This is a genomic window from Shinella sp. HZN7, from assembly GCF_001652565.1.
GTDB lineage: Bacteria > Pseudomonadota > Alphaproteobacteria > Rhizobiales > Rhizobiaceae > Shinella > Shinella granuli.
The window spans coordinates 1,194,016-1,214,438 of the sequence record NZ_CP015736.1; the positions used below are offsets into that span (position 1 = coordinate 1,194,016).

Consider the following 20,423-nt stretch of genomic DNA (forward strand, 5'->3'; position numbering starts at 1 on the left):
TACACCAAAATGAGGCAGATCACCACGAAATCACTGAAACGCCGTCTCGAAGAAGCTCCTCAGTTTGCGTGAATGCAGCTTCTCCGTCGGCATGCCCGCGAGCTTTTCCAGCGCCCTTATACCGATCCGCAAATGCTGGTTCACCTGCGTCCGGTAAAACGCCGTCGCCATGCCCGGCAGCTTCAACTCGCCGTGCAGCGGCTTGTCGGAAACGCACAGCAGCGTGCCGTAGGGCACGCGGAAGCGGAAGCCGTTGGCGGCGATGGTGGCCGATTCCATGTCGAGCGCGATGGCGCGGGACTGGGAGAGGCGTTTGACCGGGCCGCGCTGGTCGCGAAGCTCCCAGTTGCGGTTGTCGATGGTGGCGACGGTGCCGGTGCGCATGATGCGCTTGAGGTCATAGCCTTCGAGGCCCGTCACCTCCTCGACGGCGCTTTCCAGCGCCACCTGCACTTCGGCCAGCGCCGGGATCGGCACCCAGACGGGCAGGTCGTCGTCGAGCACGTGGTCCTCGCGCACATAGGCGTGGGCCAGCACGTAGTCGCCGAGCGTCTGGCTGTTCCTGAGGCCCGCGCAATGGCCGAGCATCAGCCAGGCGTGCGGGCGCAGCACGGCGATATGGTCGGTGATCGTCTTGGCGTTGGAAGGGCCGACGCCGATATTGACCAGCGTGATGCCGCCATGACCCTTCTTCTTGATGTGATAGGCCGGCATCTGCGGCAGGCGGGCGAGCGTCAGGTCGGTCTCCGGCTTGTCGGCGCCGGCGGGCGTCACGATGTTGCCGGGCTCGACGAAGGCCGTATAGCCGTTGCCGCCCTCGGCCATCTGCAGGCGCGCCCAGGCGCAGAACTCGTCGACATAGAACTGGTAGTTCGTGAAGAGCACGAAGTTCTGGAAATGGTTCGCGCTCGTCGCCGTGTAGTGGCTGAGGCGGGCGAGCGAATAATCGATGCGCTGCGCGGTGAAGGGCGCGAGCGGCGAGGGCTCGCCGGGGCCGGGCTCATAGGCGCCGTTGGCGATCTCGTCGTCGGTGGTGGTGAGGTCCGGCGCATCGAAGAGATCGCGCAGCGGCAGCTCGATGCCCTCAGCGATCTCCGCCTCCACATAGGCGCCTTCGCCGAAGGCGAAATGCAGCGGGATCGGGGTCGTCGATTCCGACACGATGACGCGAACGCCGTGGTTGCGCATCAGCAGGCCGAGCTGTTCCTTGAGATAGTGCCGGAAGAGTTTCGGGCGCGTGATGGTGGTCGTGTAGACGCCCGGCGAGGCGACATAACCGTAGGACAGGCGGGAATCGACATGGCCGAAGCTGGTCGTCTCGATGGAGACCTGCGGATAGCAGGCGCGGAAGCGCTTGTCCGGGCTGCCGTTCTTGCCGAGCGAGACGAAGGCGTCGGTCAGGAAGGTCGTGTTGCGGTCGTAGAGGGCCTGCAGGGCATCGACCGCGGCCACCGGATCCTCGAAGGATTGCGGCTCATAGGGCTCGGGCGTCGCGAAGGAAAGGGGCTTCGGGGAAAAGATTCGTTTGCTCATGAATCACTATAGGTGTTGCTTTCTGACAAGCAAACGACAACTTCAGCGCGCCCGCAAGACCTAACGCGGGGCCGCCAGGATGATGCCGGCACCGACGAGCGCCAGCGTTGCGCCCGCCATGTCGAAGCGGTCGGGGCGAAGCCCTTCGGCAAACCAGAGCCACAGGAGGGAGGCGGCGATATAGACCCCGCCATAGGCCGCATAGGCGCGGCCGGCAAAGGCGCTGTCGACCTGCGTCAGCAGCCAGCCGAAAAGCGCGAGCGAGACCATGCCGGGCAGCAGCCAGAGGATGGTTTTATCGAGCCGCCACCAGGCCCAGAAGGCGAAACATCCGGCGATCTCGGCAAGGGCCGCGGCGGAAAAGACAAGAAGGGATTTCATCCGTGGCTCCAGGCTCAGGCACGTCGCCATGCGCCCCCTCTTTCGGATTTCCGCTGACGGGAAGGGATATGCGCTGGCCTGACCGGTTTAGCACGAATGGCAGGAGGGAAAAGCGTAATCTCAGCTCATCGACTGGCGCTGGAGCGTGACGAAGAGGACGAGGCCCGCCCCCTGCTTTTCGATGCCGAGACCGCCGGCATTGCTCCAGGCGAGCGCGCCGACCGGGGCGATCATCATCGCCGAAAGAGCGAGGATGCGCAGGGCGGTGGCGCAGGTATGGGCAAGGGCGGTCGTCATTTCGGTGTGTCCAGCAGTCTTGGAGGGAGGATCAGAGCGAGGCGCGGCACATGTCCGGCGTCGCGCAGGCGACGAACTTGCCGGTCGTGTTGTGCGTGCTGCGGCGGTAGTCGGTCTCGACGGCGGCGGCGAGCATGATCGCGAAAATGGCCATCAGCAGGGTGATGATCGTCAGGCGGCGCGCGAGGATGTCCATGGTGTCGTCCCTCATTGACATGTTTCAGTGTGACCCTTGTCGCATTGCGGGACTGAACACTCCCTGAGAGGCCGGTTCATCTCCCGTTCAGGAAAGCTGTGATCGCGCCTTGCGGGGAGGGAACGGGCCGCGTGGAACGGCAGCAGGCAGGGCGCACCAGAAGGGGTGGCCACTCATCGAGTCGGCCGGTTGGCCGGCATCAGGCGGCTATGAGCCCAATATTCGGCCCGGGGGAACTGGCATTTTCATGTGGAGAAACAGATTGGCCCGGGAAAGGGCGAGCAGCGCGCGCCGGCGCGCTGAAAATCGCGGGAACGGCCGAATGCCGGCGCCGGGGCGCCGGCCGGTTTCCTCAATCCTTGCCGTTCAAAGCCGCGACCAGGTCTGCGACTTGCAGAGCACCTTCAGGACGCAGCCCTTCATCTTCAGCGAATGGCCGCTGACCGAACCGGAGCCGCTATAGGTCTTGTCGGCTGCCGGATCGGTGATCGAACCGGTATAGTCCGCGCCGGCGCCCTCCAGCCTGCCGATGCGCTTGCCGGCGAATTTCCCGGTTTTCAATGTGATGCAGAAACTGCCGCCGCATCTGGCGATGGCCGCGGTCTCGCCGCTGGCGGTCTTCCAGGTGCCCTCGATCGGCTCGGCGGCAAGGGCCATGCCGGGAACGACGAACAGCGCCGCGGCCATCCATGTCTTCAGCTTCATTCTTTTCCTCCTCCAGAATGCGGGGAGAACGATATCTTACGCGAACGTAAAGGTAAATATGCCGGAAGGGCGGATTTGCGCGCGTTTTCGCCCTCGGCGCCGACGAAAATTTGCATCCGGGAAAAACCCGACCGGTTTGCGTGGTTAGCGAAAGGTTGAAATCGCCGGTTGAACAATCGGTAAATTTTGAAGCGAATGCGGCGGTTTCCAGCGTTTCCGATGTTTAACGAAAACCCAATTTTACCAAGCGTTTGGACTTTGTTTGTCTCAAATTAAGCATGCATTTTAAGCGCATTTTGAAAGGCCCGCGGCATAGTGGAGCCATAAGACGAGCAGGGAAAACCCGCCGGCAAAACTCCGAAGGAAGACCAAGGCCGCTGAAGACGGCAGGCGCCCAAGGAGGCCCGAAAGGGCAGGTAAAACAGGACAATACGAGCAGAAAAACCAGGTAGACAGGGACAATCGAAATGGCACGCTTTGACTTTCAGAACACCGAAACGGCCGCCATGACGGGCGGCGAGAACCGCGCCGAGATCTTCTGCGACATGGGCCTCATGTATGCCACCGGCCGCGGCTGCGCCGTCGACGTGGTGCAGGCGCACAAATGGCTCAACATCGCCGCCATCAAGGGTTGCGAACGCGCCGCCGAGCTGCGCGCCGACCTTGCCGCGACGATGACGAAGACCGACCTCGCCCTGGCGCTGCGTGCAGCGCGCGAGTGGATGACGGTTCATTGATGGGGGTAGCCAGTAAGCAGTAGGGAACAGGAAGGCACCACGGTCAAAAGAAAAAGCCTTATCCGACCGCGACCGGCCAAATTCCCCTGCCTACTGTCTACTGCCTATTGCCTCCAACACCTGCGGCAACGCCTCCTCCAGCAACGCCATATCGTTTTCCGGCCCGACGCTGATGCGGATGCATCGGTTGAGGGGGGCGATGCCCGGCATGCGGATGAAGACGCCATGTTCCATCAGGCCGTCGACAATGGCGCGGGCGTGGGTGCCGTCCCGGCCGCAGTCGATTGTGACGAAATTGGTGGCGGAGGCGAGGGGGGACAAGCCGTTGGACCGCGCGATCTGCGAGATGCGCTCGCGGGAGGCGCCGATACGGACGATGACGTCCGCAAGATAGGCCTGATCCCTCAGCGCAGCGAGCGCCGCCTGGACCGAGATCCGGGCCATGCCGAAATGATTTCGGATCTTGTCGAAGGCCTGCGCATTGCCGAGCGTGCCGATCGCATAGCCGATCCGCGCGCCGGCAAGACCGTAGGCCTTCGAGAAGGTGCGCATGCGCAGGATGTTCGGCTGGCCGATCAGCGCGCCGATCGGGGGAATGGTGCCCGCCGGCGCCGTCTCGCCATAGGCCTCGTCGAGAATGAGCAGCGTCGTTTCCGGCAGCGCCCGCGCGAAGGAGACGACGCTGTCGGCGTCCCACCAGCTTCCCATCGGATTGTCCGGATTGGCGAAATAGACGAGCGGCGCATTCTCCCGCCGCACGGCTTCGAGGAGGCCGTCGAGGTCCTCCCGGTCGTTGACATAGGGCACGGTGACGAGCCGGCCGCCGAACCCGTTCACATGGTAGTTGAAGGTCGGATAGCCGCCGAGCGAGGTGACGACCGGCGTGCCCGGCTCGACGATCAGCCGCACGATCTCGCCGAGCAGCCCGTCGATGCCGCCGCCGATGGCGATGTTGTCGCGCGAAATGCCGTGATGAAGGGCAAGCGCCTCCCGCAGGTCGAAATTCTCCGGATCGGCATACATCCAGGTCGTGCCGGCGGCAGCGCCGATCGCCGCCAGGACGGACGGCGCCGGGCCGAAGCCGCTCTCGTTCGCGCCGATGCGGGCGCGCACGGCAAGGCCGCGATTGCGCTCGATGGCTTCCGGCCCGACGAAGGGCACGGTTGCGGGCAGGGACTGGGCGAGGGCGGTGAAGCGGGAGAATGCGGACATGGGACCTGCTGGGATCGATCGACACGGATGCGGGAGGCCGCTGCCGATGCGCCGCAAGATCGCGCCGCCGGAATCGGTTCCCGGCGGGCAGCCTAGCCAATAATATCGTGACGCGAAACGATCAGTTGGCGGCCGAACCGATGCCGGCTTTCTCCACGCCCACCATGTAGCGCCGTTCCGGCTGCTTGAGGCGGCCGGTGATGCCGCCGGTGAAATAATCGGACCGCACGATCATGCGCAGGAGCTCCTCGTCGATCTCCTTGATGAACTGCACGCCGATGCGGTTGTCGTTGCGATAGACTTCCGCGCAGCCGATGCGCGAGGCGACGCCGACGATGGAGAGGTAGTAATGCAGCGGCAGGCCGATCGTCGTGCCGACGGTAAAGCTCGCGCCGCCGAGCGATATGTCGATCAGCCTGCAACTGCGCGTCTTGGGTGCCATCAGGTCGAAGCCGACCGTCATCAGCATGCCCTGCCGGTTGACCGCGAACCGCTCCCATTTCCGCTCGTAGAGGCCTGCGCCTGTGCGCTGCTTGGCGTCGTCACTCATTGCCGCTTTCTCCCAAAGAGGACGTCATGTCCGACAGAGACGGGCAGAGTGTCGCAGGCGATTATTTTGTTTCGTTGAAACAAATATTTAAAAGTTTAAACGCTCCGCTTTTCGGCGCAGGCGCCGCTCAGGCCTCGTGGTCCTGCGGCGTGCGGCCGAGCACCAGATCGAGGAAATCCGCATCCAGGAACATGTTGAAGCGCACCACCAGCTCCTCGCCGTCGCGCTTGAATTCCGTGCAGGGGATTTCGTCGCGGATGCCGTGGATCTCCAGGTAGAAGTTCTCCGGCAGGGTCAGCGCCTTGTTGATCGAAAGCACCGCGCCGGCGCTGGAAATGCTGCGGATGAGGCAGGTATAGCGCATCGCCGTGCTGAGATGGTGGCCGATCGGCGTGACGAAGCCGGGCCTGTCGATGCGATACTGGACGAAACTGCGCTTGGGATGGCGCAGGCGAAGCTGGTCGTGGACGTGTTCGAGGGGCATGGCTCCCTCCCGCTCCTGTGGCTCGTGACCGAGTGTACCGAAACGGGATGGACAAAACGTGAAGACGGCCGCTTGCATTCGAACAAGCGGCCGCCGGATGGGTAAAGGGCTGCGGCTTACTGGAAGGCCTGGAGACCCGTCTGGGCGCGGCCGAGGATGAGGGCATGGATGTCGTGCGTGCCCTCGTAGGTGTTGACCGCCTCCAGGTTCATGACGTGGCGGATGACGCCGTATTCGTCGGACACGCCGTTGCCGCCATGCATGTCGCGCGAGACGCGGGCGATGTCGAGCGCCTTGCCGCAATTGTTGCGCTTCATCAGCGAGATGAGCTCGGCCGGGGCGCGGTGCTCGTCGAAGAGGCGGCCGAGGCGCAGCGCGCCCTGCAGGCCGAGGGCGATCTCGGTCTCCATGTCGGCGAGCTTCTTCTGGATGAGCTGCGTGGCGGCGAGCGGCTTGCCGAACTGCTTGCGGTCGAGCGTGTACTGGCGGGCGGCATGCCAGCAGAACTCGGCGGCGCCCATGGCGCCCCAGGCGATGCCGTAGCGGGCGCGGTTGAGGCAGCCGAAGGGACCGGCAAGGCCGGCGACCTCGGGCAGCAGGTTCTCCTCGGGCACGAAGACGTCCTGCATCATGATCATGCCCGTCACCGAGGCGCGCAGCGAGAACTTGCCCTCGATCTTCGGCGTCTCGAAGCCCTTCATGCCGCGTTCCAGCACGAAGCCTTTGATCTTGTTGTCATGCGCGTCGGATTTCGCCCAGACGACGGCGACATCGGCGATCGGCGAATTGGTGATCCAGTTCTTGGCGCCGGAGACGAGGTAGCCGCCGTCGACCTTCTTGGCGCGGGTGATCATGGAGGAGGGGTCCGAGCCGTGGTCGGGTTCGGTGAGGCCGAAGCAGCCGACCCATTCGCCGGAGGCGAGCTTGGGCAGATACTTCTTGCGGGTCTCTTCCGTGCCGTAGGCGAAGATCGGGTGCATGACGAGCGAGGACTGCACGGACATGGCCGAGCGGTAGCCCGAATCGACGCGCTCGACTTCGCGGGCGACGAGGCCGTAGGAGACGTAGTTGGCGCCGACGCCGCCGTATTCTTCCGGGATCGTCGGGCCGAGCAGGCCGAGTTCGCCCATCTCGCTCATGATCTCGCGGTGGAAGATCTCGTGGCGGTTGGCCTCGGTGACGCGCGCGGCGAGCTTGTCCTGGCAATAGGCGCGGGCCGTGTCGCGGATCATGCGCTCTTCGTCGGTGAGCTGGTCTTCCAGGAGGAAGGGGTCTGCCCAGTCGAAGGGCGCCATCTTGGCGCGGGCCTGCTGCGGGGTGGCGCTGTGATGCTCGCTCATGGATGTCCTCCTGTCGCGGTTTTGTCGTTGCAGAAGTGCTACATCAGCTCGCCCCTCTTCGAAAGGCCGGGAACGAAAGGGATCGCCAAACCCTTTGGCTATTTGTGAATGCCCTCATGAGCCTGGAGAATGAGCCATCCCCCGCATTTTTCCCGTTCCGCCTTGATCCTGCCGTGCCGGATGAGCAAATACCTGACGATGAGCAATTCCACGAAAGAGAGGCCAAGCATGCGGGACCGTTTCAAGCGATCGGTCGAACGGCTGCTGCCGACCGAAGCGCGCCTGGGTGACCTGTTCTGGCCGTTTCACCGCAACCCGGAGCGCAAGGCGCCCACCGCCCGGCGGCGCCCGGCCGGCGCCTCCAGGCTTGCCGAAGTCGCCGGCTTCGGCAGCAATCCGGGCTGCCTTCTGATGTTCGAGCATATTCCGGAGGACCTTCCGGCAGGACGGCCGCTCGTTCTGGTGCTGCACGGCTGCCGGCAGGATGCCGAAAGCTATGATCGTGGGGCCGGCTGGGCGTCGCTGGCGGAAGAGCGCGGCTTTTCGGTCGTCTATGCCCAGCAGCGCGAGGCGAACAATCCGCGGCGCTGTTTCACCTGGTTCCGGCCGAGCGAGGTGACGCGCGACCGGGGCGAACTGATGTCGATCCGCCAGATGGTGGCCCATACGGCCGAGCGTGCGGCAAGCGATCCGGAGCGCGTCTTCATCACCGGCCTTTCGGCGGGCGGCGCGATGACGGCGGCGATGCTTGCCAACTATCCCGAGCTCTTTGCCGGCGGCGCGATCATCGCGGGCCTGCCCTTCGGCGCCGCGCGCGACGCCACCCGCGCCTTCGACGCGATGGGCGAGGCGCCGGAGAAGAGCCCGCGCGAATGGAGCGAGCTGGTGCGCACCGTCTCCCCGCGCATCTCGCGCAAGCCGGCCATCTCCATCTGGCACGGCACGGCGGATGAAACCGTCGCCCTGTCGAACGGCCTCGCCCTGGTCGAGCAATGGCGCGACCTCTATCGCCTGCCGCAGGAGGCCTTCGTGGAAAAGCGCATGAAGGGCCGCCGCACGCGCATCTGGCCGGACAGGGAGGGCAAGCCCCTCGTCACCTTCCATGAAATCGACGGCATGGGCCACGGCACGCCGGTGGAGCGCGGCGAGGGCGGCGGTTACGCCGCCACCGTCGAGCCCTTCATGCTGGAGGCCGGCTTTTCCTCGACGCTGGAGATCGCCAGGACCTGGGGCCTGACGCGCAGGTGGAAGCGGTAGCCGGCGCTCACGCCAGCAGCCACTCGTGCTCCTTGGCGTTGTGGAACTTCCACACGCGCTTCGGCCCGGCCATCACGTTGAGATAATAGAGATCGTAGCCGTGGATGGTGGCGCAGGGATGGTAGCCCTTCGGCACCAGCGTCACGTCGCCGTCCTCCACCGCCATCGCCACGTCGAGCGAACGGTCGTCCGTATAGACGCGCTGGAAGGCGAAGCCCTGCGGCGGGTTGAGACGGTGGTAGTAGGTCTCCTCCAGGAAACTTTCGTGCGGCAGGTTGTCCTGGTCGTGCTTGTGCGAGGGATAGGACGAGGTGTTGCCGCTCGGCGTGATCACCTCCACGACGAGCAGCGAATGGGCCGAATTGTCGTCTTCCGGCATGATGTTGTGGACATGCCGGACATTCGAGCCCTTGCCGCGGCTGATCTTCGGATGCGTGCCCGGCGGAATGGCCTTGGCCCTGTAGTCGCCGCCGCCCGGGGCCGAGCAGACGGCGAGCTCCAGGTCCGTCTCCGCCGTCACCGACCAGTTGGAATCGGCCGGGATGTAAAGCGCATGCGGGGCGCTGTCGAAGGGGCTCATGCGCTCGCCGAGGATGCCGAAATCCTCGCCCGCCGCCGTCGCCTTGCCCTTGCCGGAGATCCACACGAGGCAGACCTCGCGGCTTCCCGTCTCGGCCGCCAGGATCTCGCCCGGCTTCATGCGGTGCAGGTCGAAGCCGACATAGGTCCAGCCGGCGCTTTCGGGTGTCACATGGCTGACGCGGCCATGGTTGCCTTCGGGTTTGATGATGAGGGTCGACATGGCTTCTTCCTTTCAGTCGGCATCGGGGGAGGATTATCCTTTCGGAAACCCTTCCGTCTCCACGGTATAGCCCGCCGCCGTCATGACGCGCATCAATTCCGCATGACCGACCTCGGCCATCTTCTGCGGCGGCGCTTCACGCGGATCCTGCTCGGCCTCGACGACGAACCAGCCTTCATAGCCATGATCGGCGAAACGCTGCACGATGGCGCCGAAATCGAGCGAGCCGTCACCCGGAACGGTGAAGGCGCCGAGCGCCACGGCGTCGAGGAAGGACTGTTTCGTGCGGTCGAGCCCGTCGACCACGGACCGGCGGATGTCCTTGACGTGCACATGGTTGATGCGGGCGTGGTGGTTGTCGATGGCGCGCAGCACGTCGCCGCCGGCAAAGGCGAGATGGCCGGCATCGAGCAGCAGCGGAATGCCTTCGCCGGAATTCTTCATGAAGGCGTCGAGCTCCGGTTCGGTCTCGACGACGGCGGCCATGTGATGGTGGTAGGACAGCGGCATGCCCTGGTCGGCGCACCATTCGCCGAATGCGGTGAGGCGGCGGCCATAGGCCTTCATCTCGTCGTCGGAAAGGCGTGGCTTGGTGGCGAGCGGCCTGGAGCGGTCGCCCTGGATGGACCGGCCGACTTCGCCATAGACGATGCAGGGCGCGTTGACCGCCTTGAACAGCTCGATCATCGGCAGGATGCGGTCCTTGTTGGCCGCAAGCTCCTCGTCGACCAGCGTGCCGGAGAACCAGCCGCCGCACAGCGTCACGTCGGCCGCGCGCAGGATGGGCAGCATGACGGCGGGATCCTCGGGGAAGCGGCGGCCCTTCTCCATGCCGGTGAAGCCGGCGCTGCGGGATTGCCGCAGGCACTCTTCCAGGGATACGTCGTCGCTGAGTTCCGGAAGGTCGTCGTTCCACCACGCGATGGGCGACATGCCGAGTTTGGCTTTCATTATCGTCTCCTTGGCGGGAAGCGGGACTTCCCTTGCATTGTCATTATCTCTTCCCTCTCTTTCGTCATCCTCGGGCTTGACCCGAGGATCCACGCATCCGCACCGTCCTGCCTGTGGCATGGATCCTCGGGTCAAGCCCGAGGATGACGGTGGAGAGGAGGAGAGGGCGTTATCTATCCTAGCCGATCCGCTGGGCTTCGAGCGCCTTCACATAGGCCTCGCGCGCCGTGTTGACCTCGTCGCGCGCGCTGACTTCCGGAACCGCGACATCCCACCAGTGACCGCCGTCCTTCGTGGTGATCAGCGGGTCCGTGTCGATGACGATGACAGAGGTGCGGTCGTTGCCCTTGCTTCTCTCGATAGCGGTTTCGAGGTCGGCGATCGACGACACCTTCACCGCGACCGCGCCCATGCTCTCGGCATGCGCCCTGAAGTCGATGTCCGGCATCGTCTCGATCATCGAGTCCTTCAGCAGGTTGTTGAAGTTCGCGCCGCCGGTCGCCATCTGCAGCCGGTTGATGCAGCCGTAGCCGCGGTTGTCGAGCACGACGATCGTCAGCTTCTGGCCGAGCATGATGGAGGTCGACAGCTCGGAGTTCATCATCATGTAGGAGCCGTCGCCGACCATGACGACGACATCGGCCTCCGGCCGCGCCAGCTTGACGCCGAGGCCGCCGGCGATCTCGTAGCCCATACAGGAGAAGCCATATTCCATGTGGTAGCCGCCGGGCCTGTTGGCCCGCCACAGCTTGTGCAACTCGCCCGGCAGGCCGCCGGCGGCGCAGACGAGAACCGAATTGTCGCCGCCGATCGCGCGCTGCACCGCGCCGATGACCTGCGCATCGGAGGGCAGGGCCGCGTTGGTGGCGGCGGTCGCCCGGTTGGCGGCGGCCATCCATTCGTCCTTGCGGGACTTTGCGGCCGCCTCCACCGCGGCCGGCGCCTTCCAGCCGCCGAGCGCCTCGGACAGCAGCGTCAGGCCCTCGCGCGCATCGGCGACGAGCGGCTGGCTGTCGTGCTTGGCGGCATCGAAGGCGGCGGTGTTGAGGCCGATCATCGTCACGGCGTCATTTTTGAAGAGCGACCAGGAGCCGGTGGTGAAGTCCTGCATGCGGGTGCCGACGGCGAGGATGACGTCCGCCTCCTCGGCAAACGCATTGGCGGCCGAGGTGCCGGTGACGCCGATCGAGCCCATGCAGAGCGGATGGTCGTCCGGCAGCGCCGATTTGCCGGCCTGGGTGACGGCGACCGGAATGCCGTGCATGCCGGCAAAGGCCTTCAGCTCGGCGGTCGCCTGCGAATAGAGCACGCCGCCGCCGGCGATGATCAGCGGCTTTTCCGCCTTGCGCAGCGTGGCGATGGCGGCGGCGAGCTCGTCGCTGTCCGGGCGCGGCCGGCGGTGCGTCCAGACCTTCTCTTCGAAGAGGCTCGCCGGATAGTCATAGGCTTCGGCCTGCACGTCCTGGCAGAGCGAGAGCGTCACCGGCCCGCAATCGACCGGATCGGTCAGCACCTGCATGGTGCGCTTCAGCGCGGGGATGATCTGCTCCGGCCGGGTGATGCGGTCGAAATAGCGCGAGACGCAGCGGAAGGCGTCGTTGACGGAGACGGTGCCGTCGCCGAAATTTTCGATCTGCTGGAGGACCGGGTCGGGAATGCGGTTGGCGAAGACGTCGCCGGGCAGGAAGAGCACGGGCAGGCGGTTGACATGGGCGACGCCCGCCGCGGTGATCATGTTCAGCGCGCCGGGGCCGATCGAGGTCGTGCAGGCCATGAAGCGCTGGCGGAAGCTCGCCTTGGCGAAGGCGACGGCGGCATGCGCCATGCCCTGCTCGTTGTGGGCGCGCAGCGTCGGCAGATCCTCGCGCACCTGGTAGAGCGCCTCGCCCATGCCGGCGACGTTGCCGTGGCCGAAAATGCCCCAGACGCCCGCGAAGATCGGCACCTTCTTGCCGCTCTCGACCGTCATCTGCGCCTTCAGGAAATGCGCGACGGCCTGCGCCATCGTCAGCCGGATCGTCTTTGCCATGGTCTTCCTCCCGAATTCTCTTGCTTGCCGCAATCCCTGACCGGGCGAACCGCCTCACGTCTTGCGGGATTGCCCTGTCCCTTAAAGGCCGCGCGTCCGCAGCCAGGCGTCGGTCAGCGCGCGGAAGCGGCCGGCCATGTCCGATATCGCCGCCTCGTCGTCCATCTTTCCGGCCATCCAGGCACGGGCGGCGTCAACGAAGATCGTGCGGCCGACGGCAAAGCCCTTGACGGCCGGCGCCACCCTGGTCGCCTCGAAGGCCTTCACCAGCTCCTCGGTCGGCGCTTCGAGGCCGAGCAGCACGATGCCGCGGCAATAGGCGTCGTTCCTCGCGATGACGGCCTCGATGTTCTCCCACGCGCCGCTGGAGGCCTGCGGCTCCAGCTTCCACCAGTCCGGCTTGATGCCGAGGTCGTAGAGCTCCTGCAGCGCCGTCGACACCGTATCATCCTTGAGCGGCCCGTTCTTGCCCGCGATGATCTCGATCAACAGTTCGCGTCCGACGCGGCGCGCGGCTTCGAAGAGCGCGCGCAGCTTCTCCTGCTGCTCCGTCTTGAGCGCGGCCGGATCGTCGGGATGATAGAAGCACAGGCACTTGATGCAATGGTCGAGCGGCCATTCGACGAGCTGCGAGCCGATGTCCTGGCTGAACTCGAAGCGCAGCGGCCTGGAGCCCGGCAGCTCGACCGGCCGGCCGAGCCAGGAGAAATTCTGCGTCGCGGCGTCGAAGAAGGCGTCGCGGCCGAAGCGCTCGTCGATCAGCATGCCATAGCCGGGGCGGCCGTCCGCGACCCGCGCGGCGGCCTTGACGGTCAGGCGCTTGAATTCGGAAATCTTCTCGTGCGGCACCTTCAGCTCGTCGGCGACGTCGACGAGCTGCATGCGGTGGTCGCAGGCAAGCGCCATCAGCAGCGGGATGTCGTCCTGCTTGCGGTTGGTCGCCCAGTGGATGTGGTTGATCGCCTCGTCCTTGCGCAGCGCCCGGTGCTTGCTGCCGTTCGCCAGGAAGAAGGCGAGTTCGTCCCAGCTCGGATATTCCGGCGAGCAGAGCAGGCGGGAGACGGCGAAGGCGCCGCAGGCATTCGCCCAGGTGGCGGAGGTCCTGTGATCCTCGCCCTTCAGCCAGCCGCGCAGGAAGCCCGACATGAAGGCGTCACCCGCGCCGAGCACGTTGTAGACCTCGATCGGGAATCCCTGCCCGACGACGCCGTCCTCCAGGTCGTCGGAGATCGGGCCGTCATAGACGATGCAGCCCATGGCGCCGCGCTTCAGCACGATCGTCGCCGACGAGACGGCGCGGATCGCCTTCAGCGAGGAGAGCACGTCGTCGGCACCCGAGGCGATCATGATCTCCTCCTCGGTGCCGACGATGAGGTCGCAATCCGGCAGCACGGATTTCAGGATGGCGGAGACGCGGTCGGATTTCACATAGCGCTCGAAGCCTTCCGCATGGCCGGCAAGGCCCCAGAGGTTCGGGCGGTAGTCGATGTCGAAGATGACCTTGCCGCCGCTCTCCTTGGCGATGCGGATCGCCTTGCGCTGGGCGGCCTCGGTGTTGGGGCGGGAAAAATGCGTGCCGGAGACCAGCACGGCGCGGGAGGAGCGCACGAAGGCCTCGTCCACGTCGCCCTCGTCGAGCGCCATGTCGGCGCAGTCGGTGCGCACGAAGATCATCGGCGAGACGCCTTCGGCCTCGATGGCGAGCAGCACGAGCGCCGTCAGCCGCTCCTTGTCGGTCCTGATGCCCTCCACATTCACGCCTTCGCGGGCGCATTGCTCGCGGATGAAGCGGCCCATCTGCTCGTCGCCGACGCGGGTGATGAGGGCGGACCGGAGACCGAGGCGGGCGGTGCCGATGGCGATGTTGGCCGGGCAGCCGCCGACGGATTTGGCGAAGGAGGCGGTGTCCTCCAGGCGCGTGCCGAGCTGCTGGCCGTAGAGATCGACGGACGAACGGCCGATCGTGATGACGTCGAGCGTCTTGTCCTGGCCCTGGTCAGTGTGCGGCATGTCTTCCTCCCGGTCTCGCGACGCCGTCATTCAGGGTGCGGCGGTCCGTGCGGAAAATGAAACATGAATTCCATAATTATGTCAATTCGGAATATACATTCCGTTTCTATTCCACAGCATTTCCCTTCGAGGAACGCTTGAGGCTGCGCCGCTTTTCGGCAATGGCGACCGGCAGCGCCATGGCGAGCGCCATGGAGGCCGAGAGCGAGCGGAAGCCGGCATAATCCGCCTCGGAAACCTCGAACCAGTGGGTGGCGGAGGCGGCCAGCGGCGAGAAGACCGAGTCGGTGATGGCGACGATCGGCACGCCGCGGGCGGCCAGTTCCTGCGCCTGCGCCAGGCTTTCGGCGGCATAGGGGGCGAAGCTGGCGGCGATCACCGCATCCTTGCCGGTGGCGAACTGTGCCATCTCGGCGTCGATGCCGTTCGGCGAGGCGATGATCTGGTGGCGGATGCCGAGCTTGCCGAGGGCGTAGGCCATGTGCGCGGTGAGCGGGTAGGAGCGGCGCTTGGCGACGAGATAGATCGTCTCGGCCCGCGCCAGAAGCTCGACGGACCTGGAGAAGGTCTCGCCGTCGATGGTGCTGGCAAGCCGCGCGACGGACTGGCTGGCGGCGGTGAGGAAGCCGGAGAGCAGCTCCGTGTCGCTGTTGGACGCCGGCCCGGCCTCCAGGGAGAGCAGGCGTTCCTCATAGGAGAGCGTGCGATCGCGCAGCCGGGCGCGAAAAACGTTCTGCAGGTCGGAAAAGCCTTCATAGCCGAGATGGTGGGCAAGGCGCACCAGCGTGGAGGGTTGCACGTCGGCCGCCGTCGCGATGCTCGCCGCCGTGCCGAAGGCCATCTCGTCGGGATTGGAAAGCGCATAGGCCGCCACCTGCGCCAGGCGCTTCGGCATGCTCACCTTGCGCTCGATGATGACGCTGCGCAGGCTGTCGAAATCACGGGGCACGCGTGCCAGGGCCGCTTCGGTGCTGTTCATGGTTCTGTCCTCCCTCGTGCGGCCATTCTGCGACAAACGAAATAAATATTCTATTTTATCGGAAAAGATAGTTTTCGTTCCAAATCTTTCCCGCTATGCATGGTGCCGAAGACGCCCATGCGGCGAGGTATAGAGCAAATCCGGCGCGAATGCGTAGCGGTTTTGCAGCCGCATTCGCGTGGAAAGGCAACCCCGGCAGATGGAGGAGACGGCATGAAGGCCTTGGGAATAGGACTGATCGGTACCGGCTACATGGGCAAGTGCCATGCGCTCGCCTGGAACAATGTCAGCGCGGTCTTCGGCGACGTGGAACGCCCGCGCCTCGTGCATCTGGCCGAGGCCAATGCGGCGCTTGCCGCCAGCCGCGCCCGCGAATTCGGCTTTGCCAGATCGACCGCCGACTGGCGTGATCTCCTCGCCGATCCCGAGGTCGACGTGATCTCGGTGACGACGCCGAACCAGTTCCACGCCGAGATGGCGATCGCTGCGCTGGAAGCCGGAAAACACGTCTGGTGCGAAAAGCCGATGGCGCCGGCGCTGGCCGATGCCGAGCGCATGCTCGCCGCCCAGCGTTCCTCCGGCAGGGTCGCGGTCATGGGCTACAACTATATCCAGAACCCGGTCATGCGGCACATCCGTTCCCTCATCGACGAGGGCGCGATCGGCACGGTCAACCATGTCCGCGTCGAGATGGACGAGGATTTCATGGCCGATCCGGAAGCGCCGTTCTACTGGAAGAGCGAGGCCGCTTCCGGCTACGGTGCGCTCGACGATTTCGCCGTGCATCCGCTCTCGCTGCTGTGGAGCCTGTTCGGCCATGTCGAGGCGGTGATCGCCTCGCTGGCAAAGCCCTATGCCGACCGCCCGCTGAAGGAGGGCGGCCGCCGCGCCGTGGAGAACCACGACATCGCCAGCGTGCTGATGCGCCTTCCCGGCGGCATTTCCGGCGTGCTGATGGCCAACCGTTCCGCCTGGGGCCGCAAGGGCCGCATCGCGCTGCAGGTCTACGGCTCGAAAGGCTCGATCCTCTTCGATCAGGAGCGCATGAACGAGTTCCAGCTCTATACGGTGGACGGCCGTGCGAGCGAGCAGGGCTTTTCCACGATCCTGACGGCCCCGCACCACAAGCCCTACGACCGGTTCATCCCGGCCCCCGGCCACGGCCTCGGCTTCAACGATCTCAAGGTCATCGAATGCCGCGAGCTGATCGCCGCCATATCGGGCATGGCCTCGCATTCCATCGACTTCAACCATGGCCTGCGCATCGAGAAGTCCGTTCATGCCATGGCGCAATCTTTTCGGGAAGGCCGCTGGGTCGAGATCGCCGCCGCGTGATTTTTTCGGCGGCCGGACCAAAAAAATCCGGCCGCCCGCACATTGAAACGGCAGGGGCCATACGTAATACTCTCGGCAATAATGCCGGAGGGAAGGGCATGATCAAGCAATTGCAGAGACGCTGGGCGCCGGTCCTCTTCGTCTCGGTTGCTGTCGTCGTGTTGAATGCGGGCGCCGCCGAGGCGAAACGCGTTGCACTGCTGATAGGCAACCAGAAATACGAAGAGACCGCCCAGCTCAACAACCCTGCGAACGACGTCGAGCTGATGCGCGCCTCGTTCGAAAATGCAGGCTTCGATTCCGTCAGGACCGTCCACGATCTCAACCGCGCCGCCATGGTGAAGGCGCTGCGCGAGTTCGAGGACGATTCGATGGATGCGGAAATGGCGGTGGTCTACTATTCCGGCCACGCCATGGAGATGAACGGGATCAACTACCTGATCCCCGTCGACGCGGCGCTGAGGAGCGACCGGGACGTCGAGGACGAGAGCGTCGCCATCGACCGCGTGCAGCGCTCGCTGGAAGGCGCCAAGAGACTGAAGCTCTTCATCCTCGATGCCTGCCGCAACAATCCCTTCGCCGCCTCGATGACGCGGTCGATCGGCACCCGCGCCGTCACGCGCGGCCTTGCCCGCGTCGAGCCCGAATCGGCCGACACGCTGATCGCCTTCGCCTCGAAGGCCGGCACGGTGGCGCTGGACGGCGAGGGCAGGAACAGCCCGTTCGCGACGGCACTCTCCAAATACCTGACGGAACCCGGCCTCGACGTGCGCATCGCGCTCGGCAAGGTGCGCGACGAGGTGGTGGAAGCCACCAACCGCGAGCAGGAGCCCTTCGTCTATGGTTCGCTCGGCGGCGCGCAGATCTTCCTGAACATCAAGGAAGTGAACATCAACGTCACCAACAGCGGCAACACGCAGGAGGTCTCGCCGAACGGCCAGTCCGAGGCGGCGGCCGACTGGCAGAACATCCGCGACCTTGCCGACGAGGACCTGATCGCCGCCTTCATCGCCAAGCACGGCAAGGATCCCGTCTACAAGATGCTGGCCGAAAAGAAGCTCGCCAGCCTCAAGGAGGCCACCCAGAACGACGGCCAGGACGCGGCCGGCATCGCATGGGAGGCCCTGAAGGGCTCGACCGACGCGGCCGCGCTCCAGCGCTTCATCGAGCGCTATCCGGACAGCCAGCACCGCAGCGATGCCGAACAGCTCATCGCCGCGCTGGAGCCGAAGAAGGGCCTCAGCGTCGACGTCGCCGGCAAGGAGACGCCGGCCTCGCGCGACTGCTTCCTGCTCGCCGGCGAGCCGCAGTCGCTGCCCGGCTTCATGGGCGTCAACTTCCTGAAGATCGATGCCAAGCGGGCGCTCACCGCCTGCGCGCAGGCCGTCAACGAGAACCCGTCCGACGGCATGCTCGTCAACCTGCTCGGCCGCGCGCACGACGCCGACCGCAACTATGTCGAAGCCCGCCGCAACTACGAGAAGGCGATCGAGCTCGGCAACATGTACGCCATGACGAACCTTGCCTGGTTCTCCGTCTACGGCACGGATGGCCCGGTCGACGTCGCCAAGGGCCTGTCGATGTTCGAGAAGGCCTCGATCGCCGGCAATTCCTATGCGCAGGCCTCGCTCGGCTGGCTCTACCGCGAAGGCTACGGCGGCACCCGCCAGGACTATAACGAGGCGGTGAAATGGTACCAGCAGTCGGCCAACCAGGGCTATGCCAATGCCATGGCGACCATGGGCTGGTTCTACCGCGAAGGCCTCGGCGTTTCGCAGGATTACGTCCAGTCGCTCAACTGGTACCGCAAGGCGGCGGAGGCCGGCGATGCCAACGCCATGTCCTCGCTCGGCTGGGCCTACCAGAACGGCCTCGGCACGGCGCAGAGCTATACGGAGGCCAAGGTCTGGTACGAGAAGGCCGCCAATATCGGCGATTCCTACTCGATGGCCTCGCTCGCCTGGCTCTATGACGTCGGCAACGGCGTGAAGCAGGACTATGTCGAAGCCCGCTACTGGTACGAGAAGGCCGCCAATGCCGGCAGCGCCTATGCCATGGGCAACCTGTCGCGCCTTTACGACCAGGGCCTCGGCACGCCGGCCGACGCCAAGGAAGCCGTCCGCTGGGCGGCCGCCTCCGTCGAAAGCGGCGATGCCAACAAGCTGACGGAGCTCAAGGACAATCCGGGCAACTTCACCGTCGCCTTCCGCAAGGAGATGCAGAACCTCCTGAAGGAGCGCGGCTATTACAGCGGCTCCTCGGACGGCGAATTCGGCCCGGCGACGCTCGCCGCCATCGACAAGCTGGCGACCGGCCGCAACGAGAGCAGCTCGCTGACGAACACCAACACGACCACCACCACCGACGACAGCCAGTCGACGGTGACCCTCGGCGGCTCGGATACCGACCAGTGCTACGAGCTCGCCGGCGAACCGAACCTGCGCCCGGGCTTCCTCGGCAAGCTCTTCGCGCAGATCGACTACGGCCGTGCGATCCCGGTCTGCGAGGCGGCGCTCAACGCCAATCCGACGGACAACTCGATCCGCAACATGCTGGGCCGCGCCCATGACGCCGCGCGCAACTTCCCGAAAGCGCGCGAGCTGTACCAGAAGGCCGCCGACGAGGGGAACCTCTACGCGCTGACCAACCTTGCCTGGTACTCGATCTACGGCACGGACGGCCCGGTCGACATGGCCAAGGGCACGCGCATGTTCGAGCAGGCCTCGAATGCCGGCAATCCCTACGCCCAGGCCTCCCTCGGCTGGCTCTACCGCGAAGGCTACAACGGCACGCGCAAGGACTATGACGAGGCGATCAAGTGGTATCGCAAGGCCGCCGAGCAGGGCTATGCCAATGCGCAGGCCACGATGGGCTGGTTCTACCGCGAAGGCCTCGGCACGCCGCGCGACTACAATGTCTCGCTCGACTGGTACCTGAAGGGCGCGGAAGGCGGCGACGTCAACGCCATGTCCTCCGTCGGCTATGCCTACCAGTCCGGCCTCGGCGTCGCGGTCGACTATGTCGAGGCGCGCAAGTGGTACGAGAAGGCCGCGGGCTTCAACGACTACTATTCGATGGCCTCGCTCGGCTGGCTCTACGACGTCGGCAACGGCGTGAAGCAGGACTATGCCGAGGCCCGCAACTGGTACGAGAAGGCGGCCAACGGCGGCAACACCTATGCCATGGGCAATCTCTCGCGCCTCTACGACCAGGGTCTCGGCACGCGCGCCAACGCCAAGGAGGCCGCCCGCTGGGCCGCCGCCAGCGTCGAGGGCGGCGACCAGGGCAAGCTGCAGGAACTCAAGGGTTCGCCGGCGAACTTCACGCCGCAGTTCCGCAAGGAGTTCCAGCAGATCCTCAAGGATCGCGGCTACTACAGCGGCCCGATCGACGGCGACTTCGGCACCTCGACGCAGAACGCGATCGACCGCCTGGCCGCCCGCACGTAAACACAGCACCGGCCCAGCACCCGGAAAGAAAACCGCCAGCGTCCGAAAGGGCGCTGGCGGTTTTCGTTGAGGAACGGCTTTCCGAAGTGCCGATGATTCGGGCGCTGCAAAGAGAAATGCCGCACGCGTTGCTGGCGCGTGCGGCATGACAAGCTCGGGAGCGCCCCCTGTGCCAG

The 20,423-nt window shown here is 65.3% G+C and carries 18 protein-coding genes; 4 read left to right on the forward strand and 14 right to left on the reverse strand.

Annotated features, from left to right (window positions below; all coding sequences use genetic code 11):
- Positions 1-30: 30 nt before the first annotated feature.
- The 5 genes from shn_RS05720 to shn_RS05735 all read right to left on the reverse strand — a co-directional run bounded on the left by shn_RS05720 (position 31) and on the right by shn_RS05735 (position 3,112).
- Complete coding sequence (locus shn_RS05720; protein ID WP_064329546.1) at positions 31-1,533, reverse strand: AMP nucleosidase; 1,503 nt, start codon at positions 1,531-1,533, stop codon at positions 31-33.
- Positions 1,534-1,593: 60 nt separating this feature from the next.
- On the reverse strand, positions 1,594-1,914 hold the full coding sequence (locus shn_RS05725; protein ID WP_064332465.1) for a YnfA family protein: 321 nt from the start codon (positions 1,912-1,914) through the stop codon (positions 1,594-1,596).
- A gap of 120 nt (positions 1,915-2,034) precedes the next feature.
- Positions 2,035-2,211 carry a hypothetical protein gene (locus shn_RS36335; protein ID WP_162852968.1) on the reverse strand — a complete coding sequence of 59 codons (177 nt, stop codon included), beginning with the start codon at positions 2,209-2,211 and terminating at the stop codon, positions 2,035-2,037.
- A gap of 31 nt (positions 2,212-2,242) precedes the next feature.
- A complete protein-coding gene (locus shn_RS05730) occupies positions 2,243-2,422 on the reverse strand; it encodes a hypothetical protein (protein ID WP_064329547.1) in 180 nt (59 codons plus the stop codon).
- 351 nt (positions 2,423-2,773) lie between these two features.
- Positions 2,774-3,112, reverse strand: coding sequence for a DUF2147 domain-containing protein (locus tag shn_RS05735; RefSeq protein WP_064329548.1), 339 nt, complete (start codon positions 3,110-3,112; stop codon positions 2,774-2,776).
- 467 nt (positions 3,113-3,579) lie between these two features.
- Here shn_RS05735 and shn_RS05740 point away from each other — a divergent pair, with 467 nt between their 5' ends.
- A complete protein-coding gene (locus shn_RS05740) occupies positions 3,580-3,849 on the forward strand; it encodes a sel1 repeat family protein (protein WP_024270734.1) in 270 nt (89 codons plus the stop codon).
- A 90-nt stretch (positions 3,850-3,939) separates the two neighbouring features.
- On the opposite strand, the gene shn_RS05745 is transcribed toward shn_RS05740, so the two are convergent.
- From shn_RS05745 to shn_RS05760, 4 genes are all read right to left on the reverse strand, one after another.
- Positions 3,940-5,061 (reverse strand): pyridoxal phosphate-dependent aminotransferase, encoded by a 1,122-nt coding sequence (locus shn_RS05745; protein WP_064329549.1) that lies wholly within the window; start codon positions 5,059-5,061, stop codon positions 3,940-3,942.
- 121 nt (positions 5,062-5,182) lie between these two features.
- A complete protein-coding gene (locus shn_RS05750; RefSeq protein ID WP_064329550.1) occupies positions 5,183-5,611 on the reverse strand; it encodes a PilZ domain-containing protein in 429 nt (142 codons plus the stop codon).
- Between the two features lie 127 nt (positions 5,612-5,738).
- Positions 5,739-6,095 carry a hypothetical protein gene (locus tag shn_RS05755; RefSeq protein WP_064329551.1) on the reverse strand — a complete coding sequence of 119 codons (357 nt, stop codon included), beginning with the start codon at positions 6,093-6,095 and terminating at the stop codon, positions 5,739-5,741.
- A gap of 116 nt (positions 6,096-6,211) precedes the next feature.
- On the reverse strand, positions 6,212-7,435 hold the full coding sequence (locus shn_RS05760; protein ID WP_064329552.1) for an acyl-CoA dehydrogenase: 1,224 nt from the start codon (positions 7,433-7,435) through the stop codon (positions 6,212-6,214).
- Positions 7,436-7,663: 228 nt separating this feature from the next.
- Here shn_RS05760 and shn_RS05765 point away from each other — a divergent pair, with 228 nt between their 5' ends.
- Positions 7,664-8,692, forward strand: a complete 1,029-nt coding sequence (locus tag shn_RS05765) for a PHB depolymerase family esterase (RefSeq protein WP_064329553.1) — start codon at positions 7,664-7,666, stop codon at positions 8,690-8,692.
- A 7-nt stretch (positions 8,693-8,699) separates the two neighbouring features.
- On the opposite strand, the gene iolB is transcribed toward shn_RS05765, so the two are convergent.
- From iolB to shn_RS05790, 5 genes are all read right to left on the reverse strand, one after another.
- Positions 8,700-9,494: a 5-deoxy-glucuronate isomerase gene (iolB, locus tag shn_RS05770; protein ID WP_064329554.1), complete on the reverse strand. Its 795-nt coding sequence runs from the start codon at positions 9,492-9,494 to the stop codon at positions 8,700-8,702.
- 33 nt (positions 9,495-9,527) lie between these two features.
- Complete coding sequence (gene iolE / locus shn_RS05775; protein ID WP_064329555.1) at positions 9,528-10,445, reverse strand: myo-inosose-2 dehydratase; 918 nt, start codon at positions 10,443-10,445, stop codon at positions 9,528-9,530.
- 178 nt (positions 10,446-10,623) lie between these two features.
- On the reverse strand, positions 10,624-12,474 hold the full coding sequence (gene iolD / locus shn_RS05780; RefSeq protein ID WP_064329556.1) for a 3D-(3,5/4)-trihydroxycyclohexane-1,2-dione acylhydrolase (decyclizing): 1,851 nt from the start codon (positions 12,472-12,474) through the stop codon (positions 10,624-10,626).
- Positions 12,475-12,555: 81 nt separating this feature from the next.
- Positions 12,556-14,484 carry a 5-dehydro-2-deoxygluconokinase gene (iolC, locus tag shn_RS05785; protein ID WP_064329557.1) on the reverse strand — a complete coding sequence of 643 codons (1,929 nt, stop codon included), beginning with the start codon at positions 14,482-14,484 and terminating at the stop codon, positions 12,556-12,558.
- 106 nt (positions 14,485-14,590) lie between these two features.
- Entirely contained in the window at positions 14,591-15,463 is an 873-nt protein-coding gene (locus tag shn_RS05790; RefSeq protein WP_064329558.1) for a MurR/RpiR family transcriptional regulator, read from the reverse strand.
- A 213-nt stretch (positions 15,464-15,676) separates the two neighbouring features.
- On the opposite strand from shn_RS05790, the gene shn_RS05795 reads away from it, so the two are divergent.
- A complete protein-coding gene (locus shn_RS05795; RefSeq protein ID WP_064329559.1) occupies positions 15,677-16,798 on the forward strand; it encodes a Gfo/Idh/MocA family protein in 1,122 nt (373 codons plus the stop codon).
- A gap of 98 nt (positions 16,799-16,896) precedes the next feature.
- Positions 16,897-20,247 carry a caspase family protein gene (locus shn_RS05800; protein ID WP_064329560.1) on the forward strand — a complete coding sequence of 1,117 codons (3,351 nt, stop codon included), beginning with the start codon at positions 16,897-16,899 and terminating at the stop codon, positions 20,245-20,247.
- The last annotated feature ends 176 nt before the right edge of the window (positions 20,248-20,423 follow it).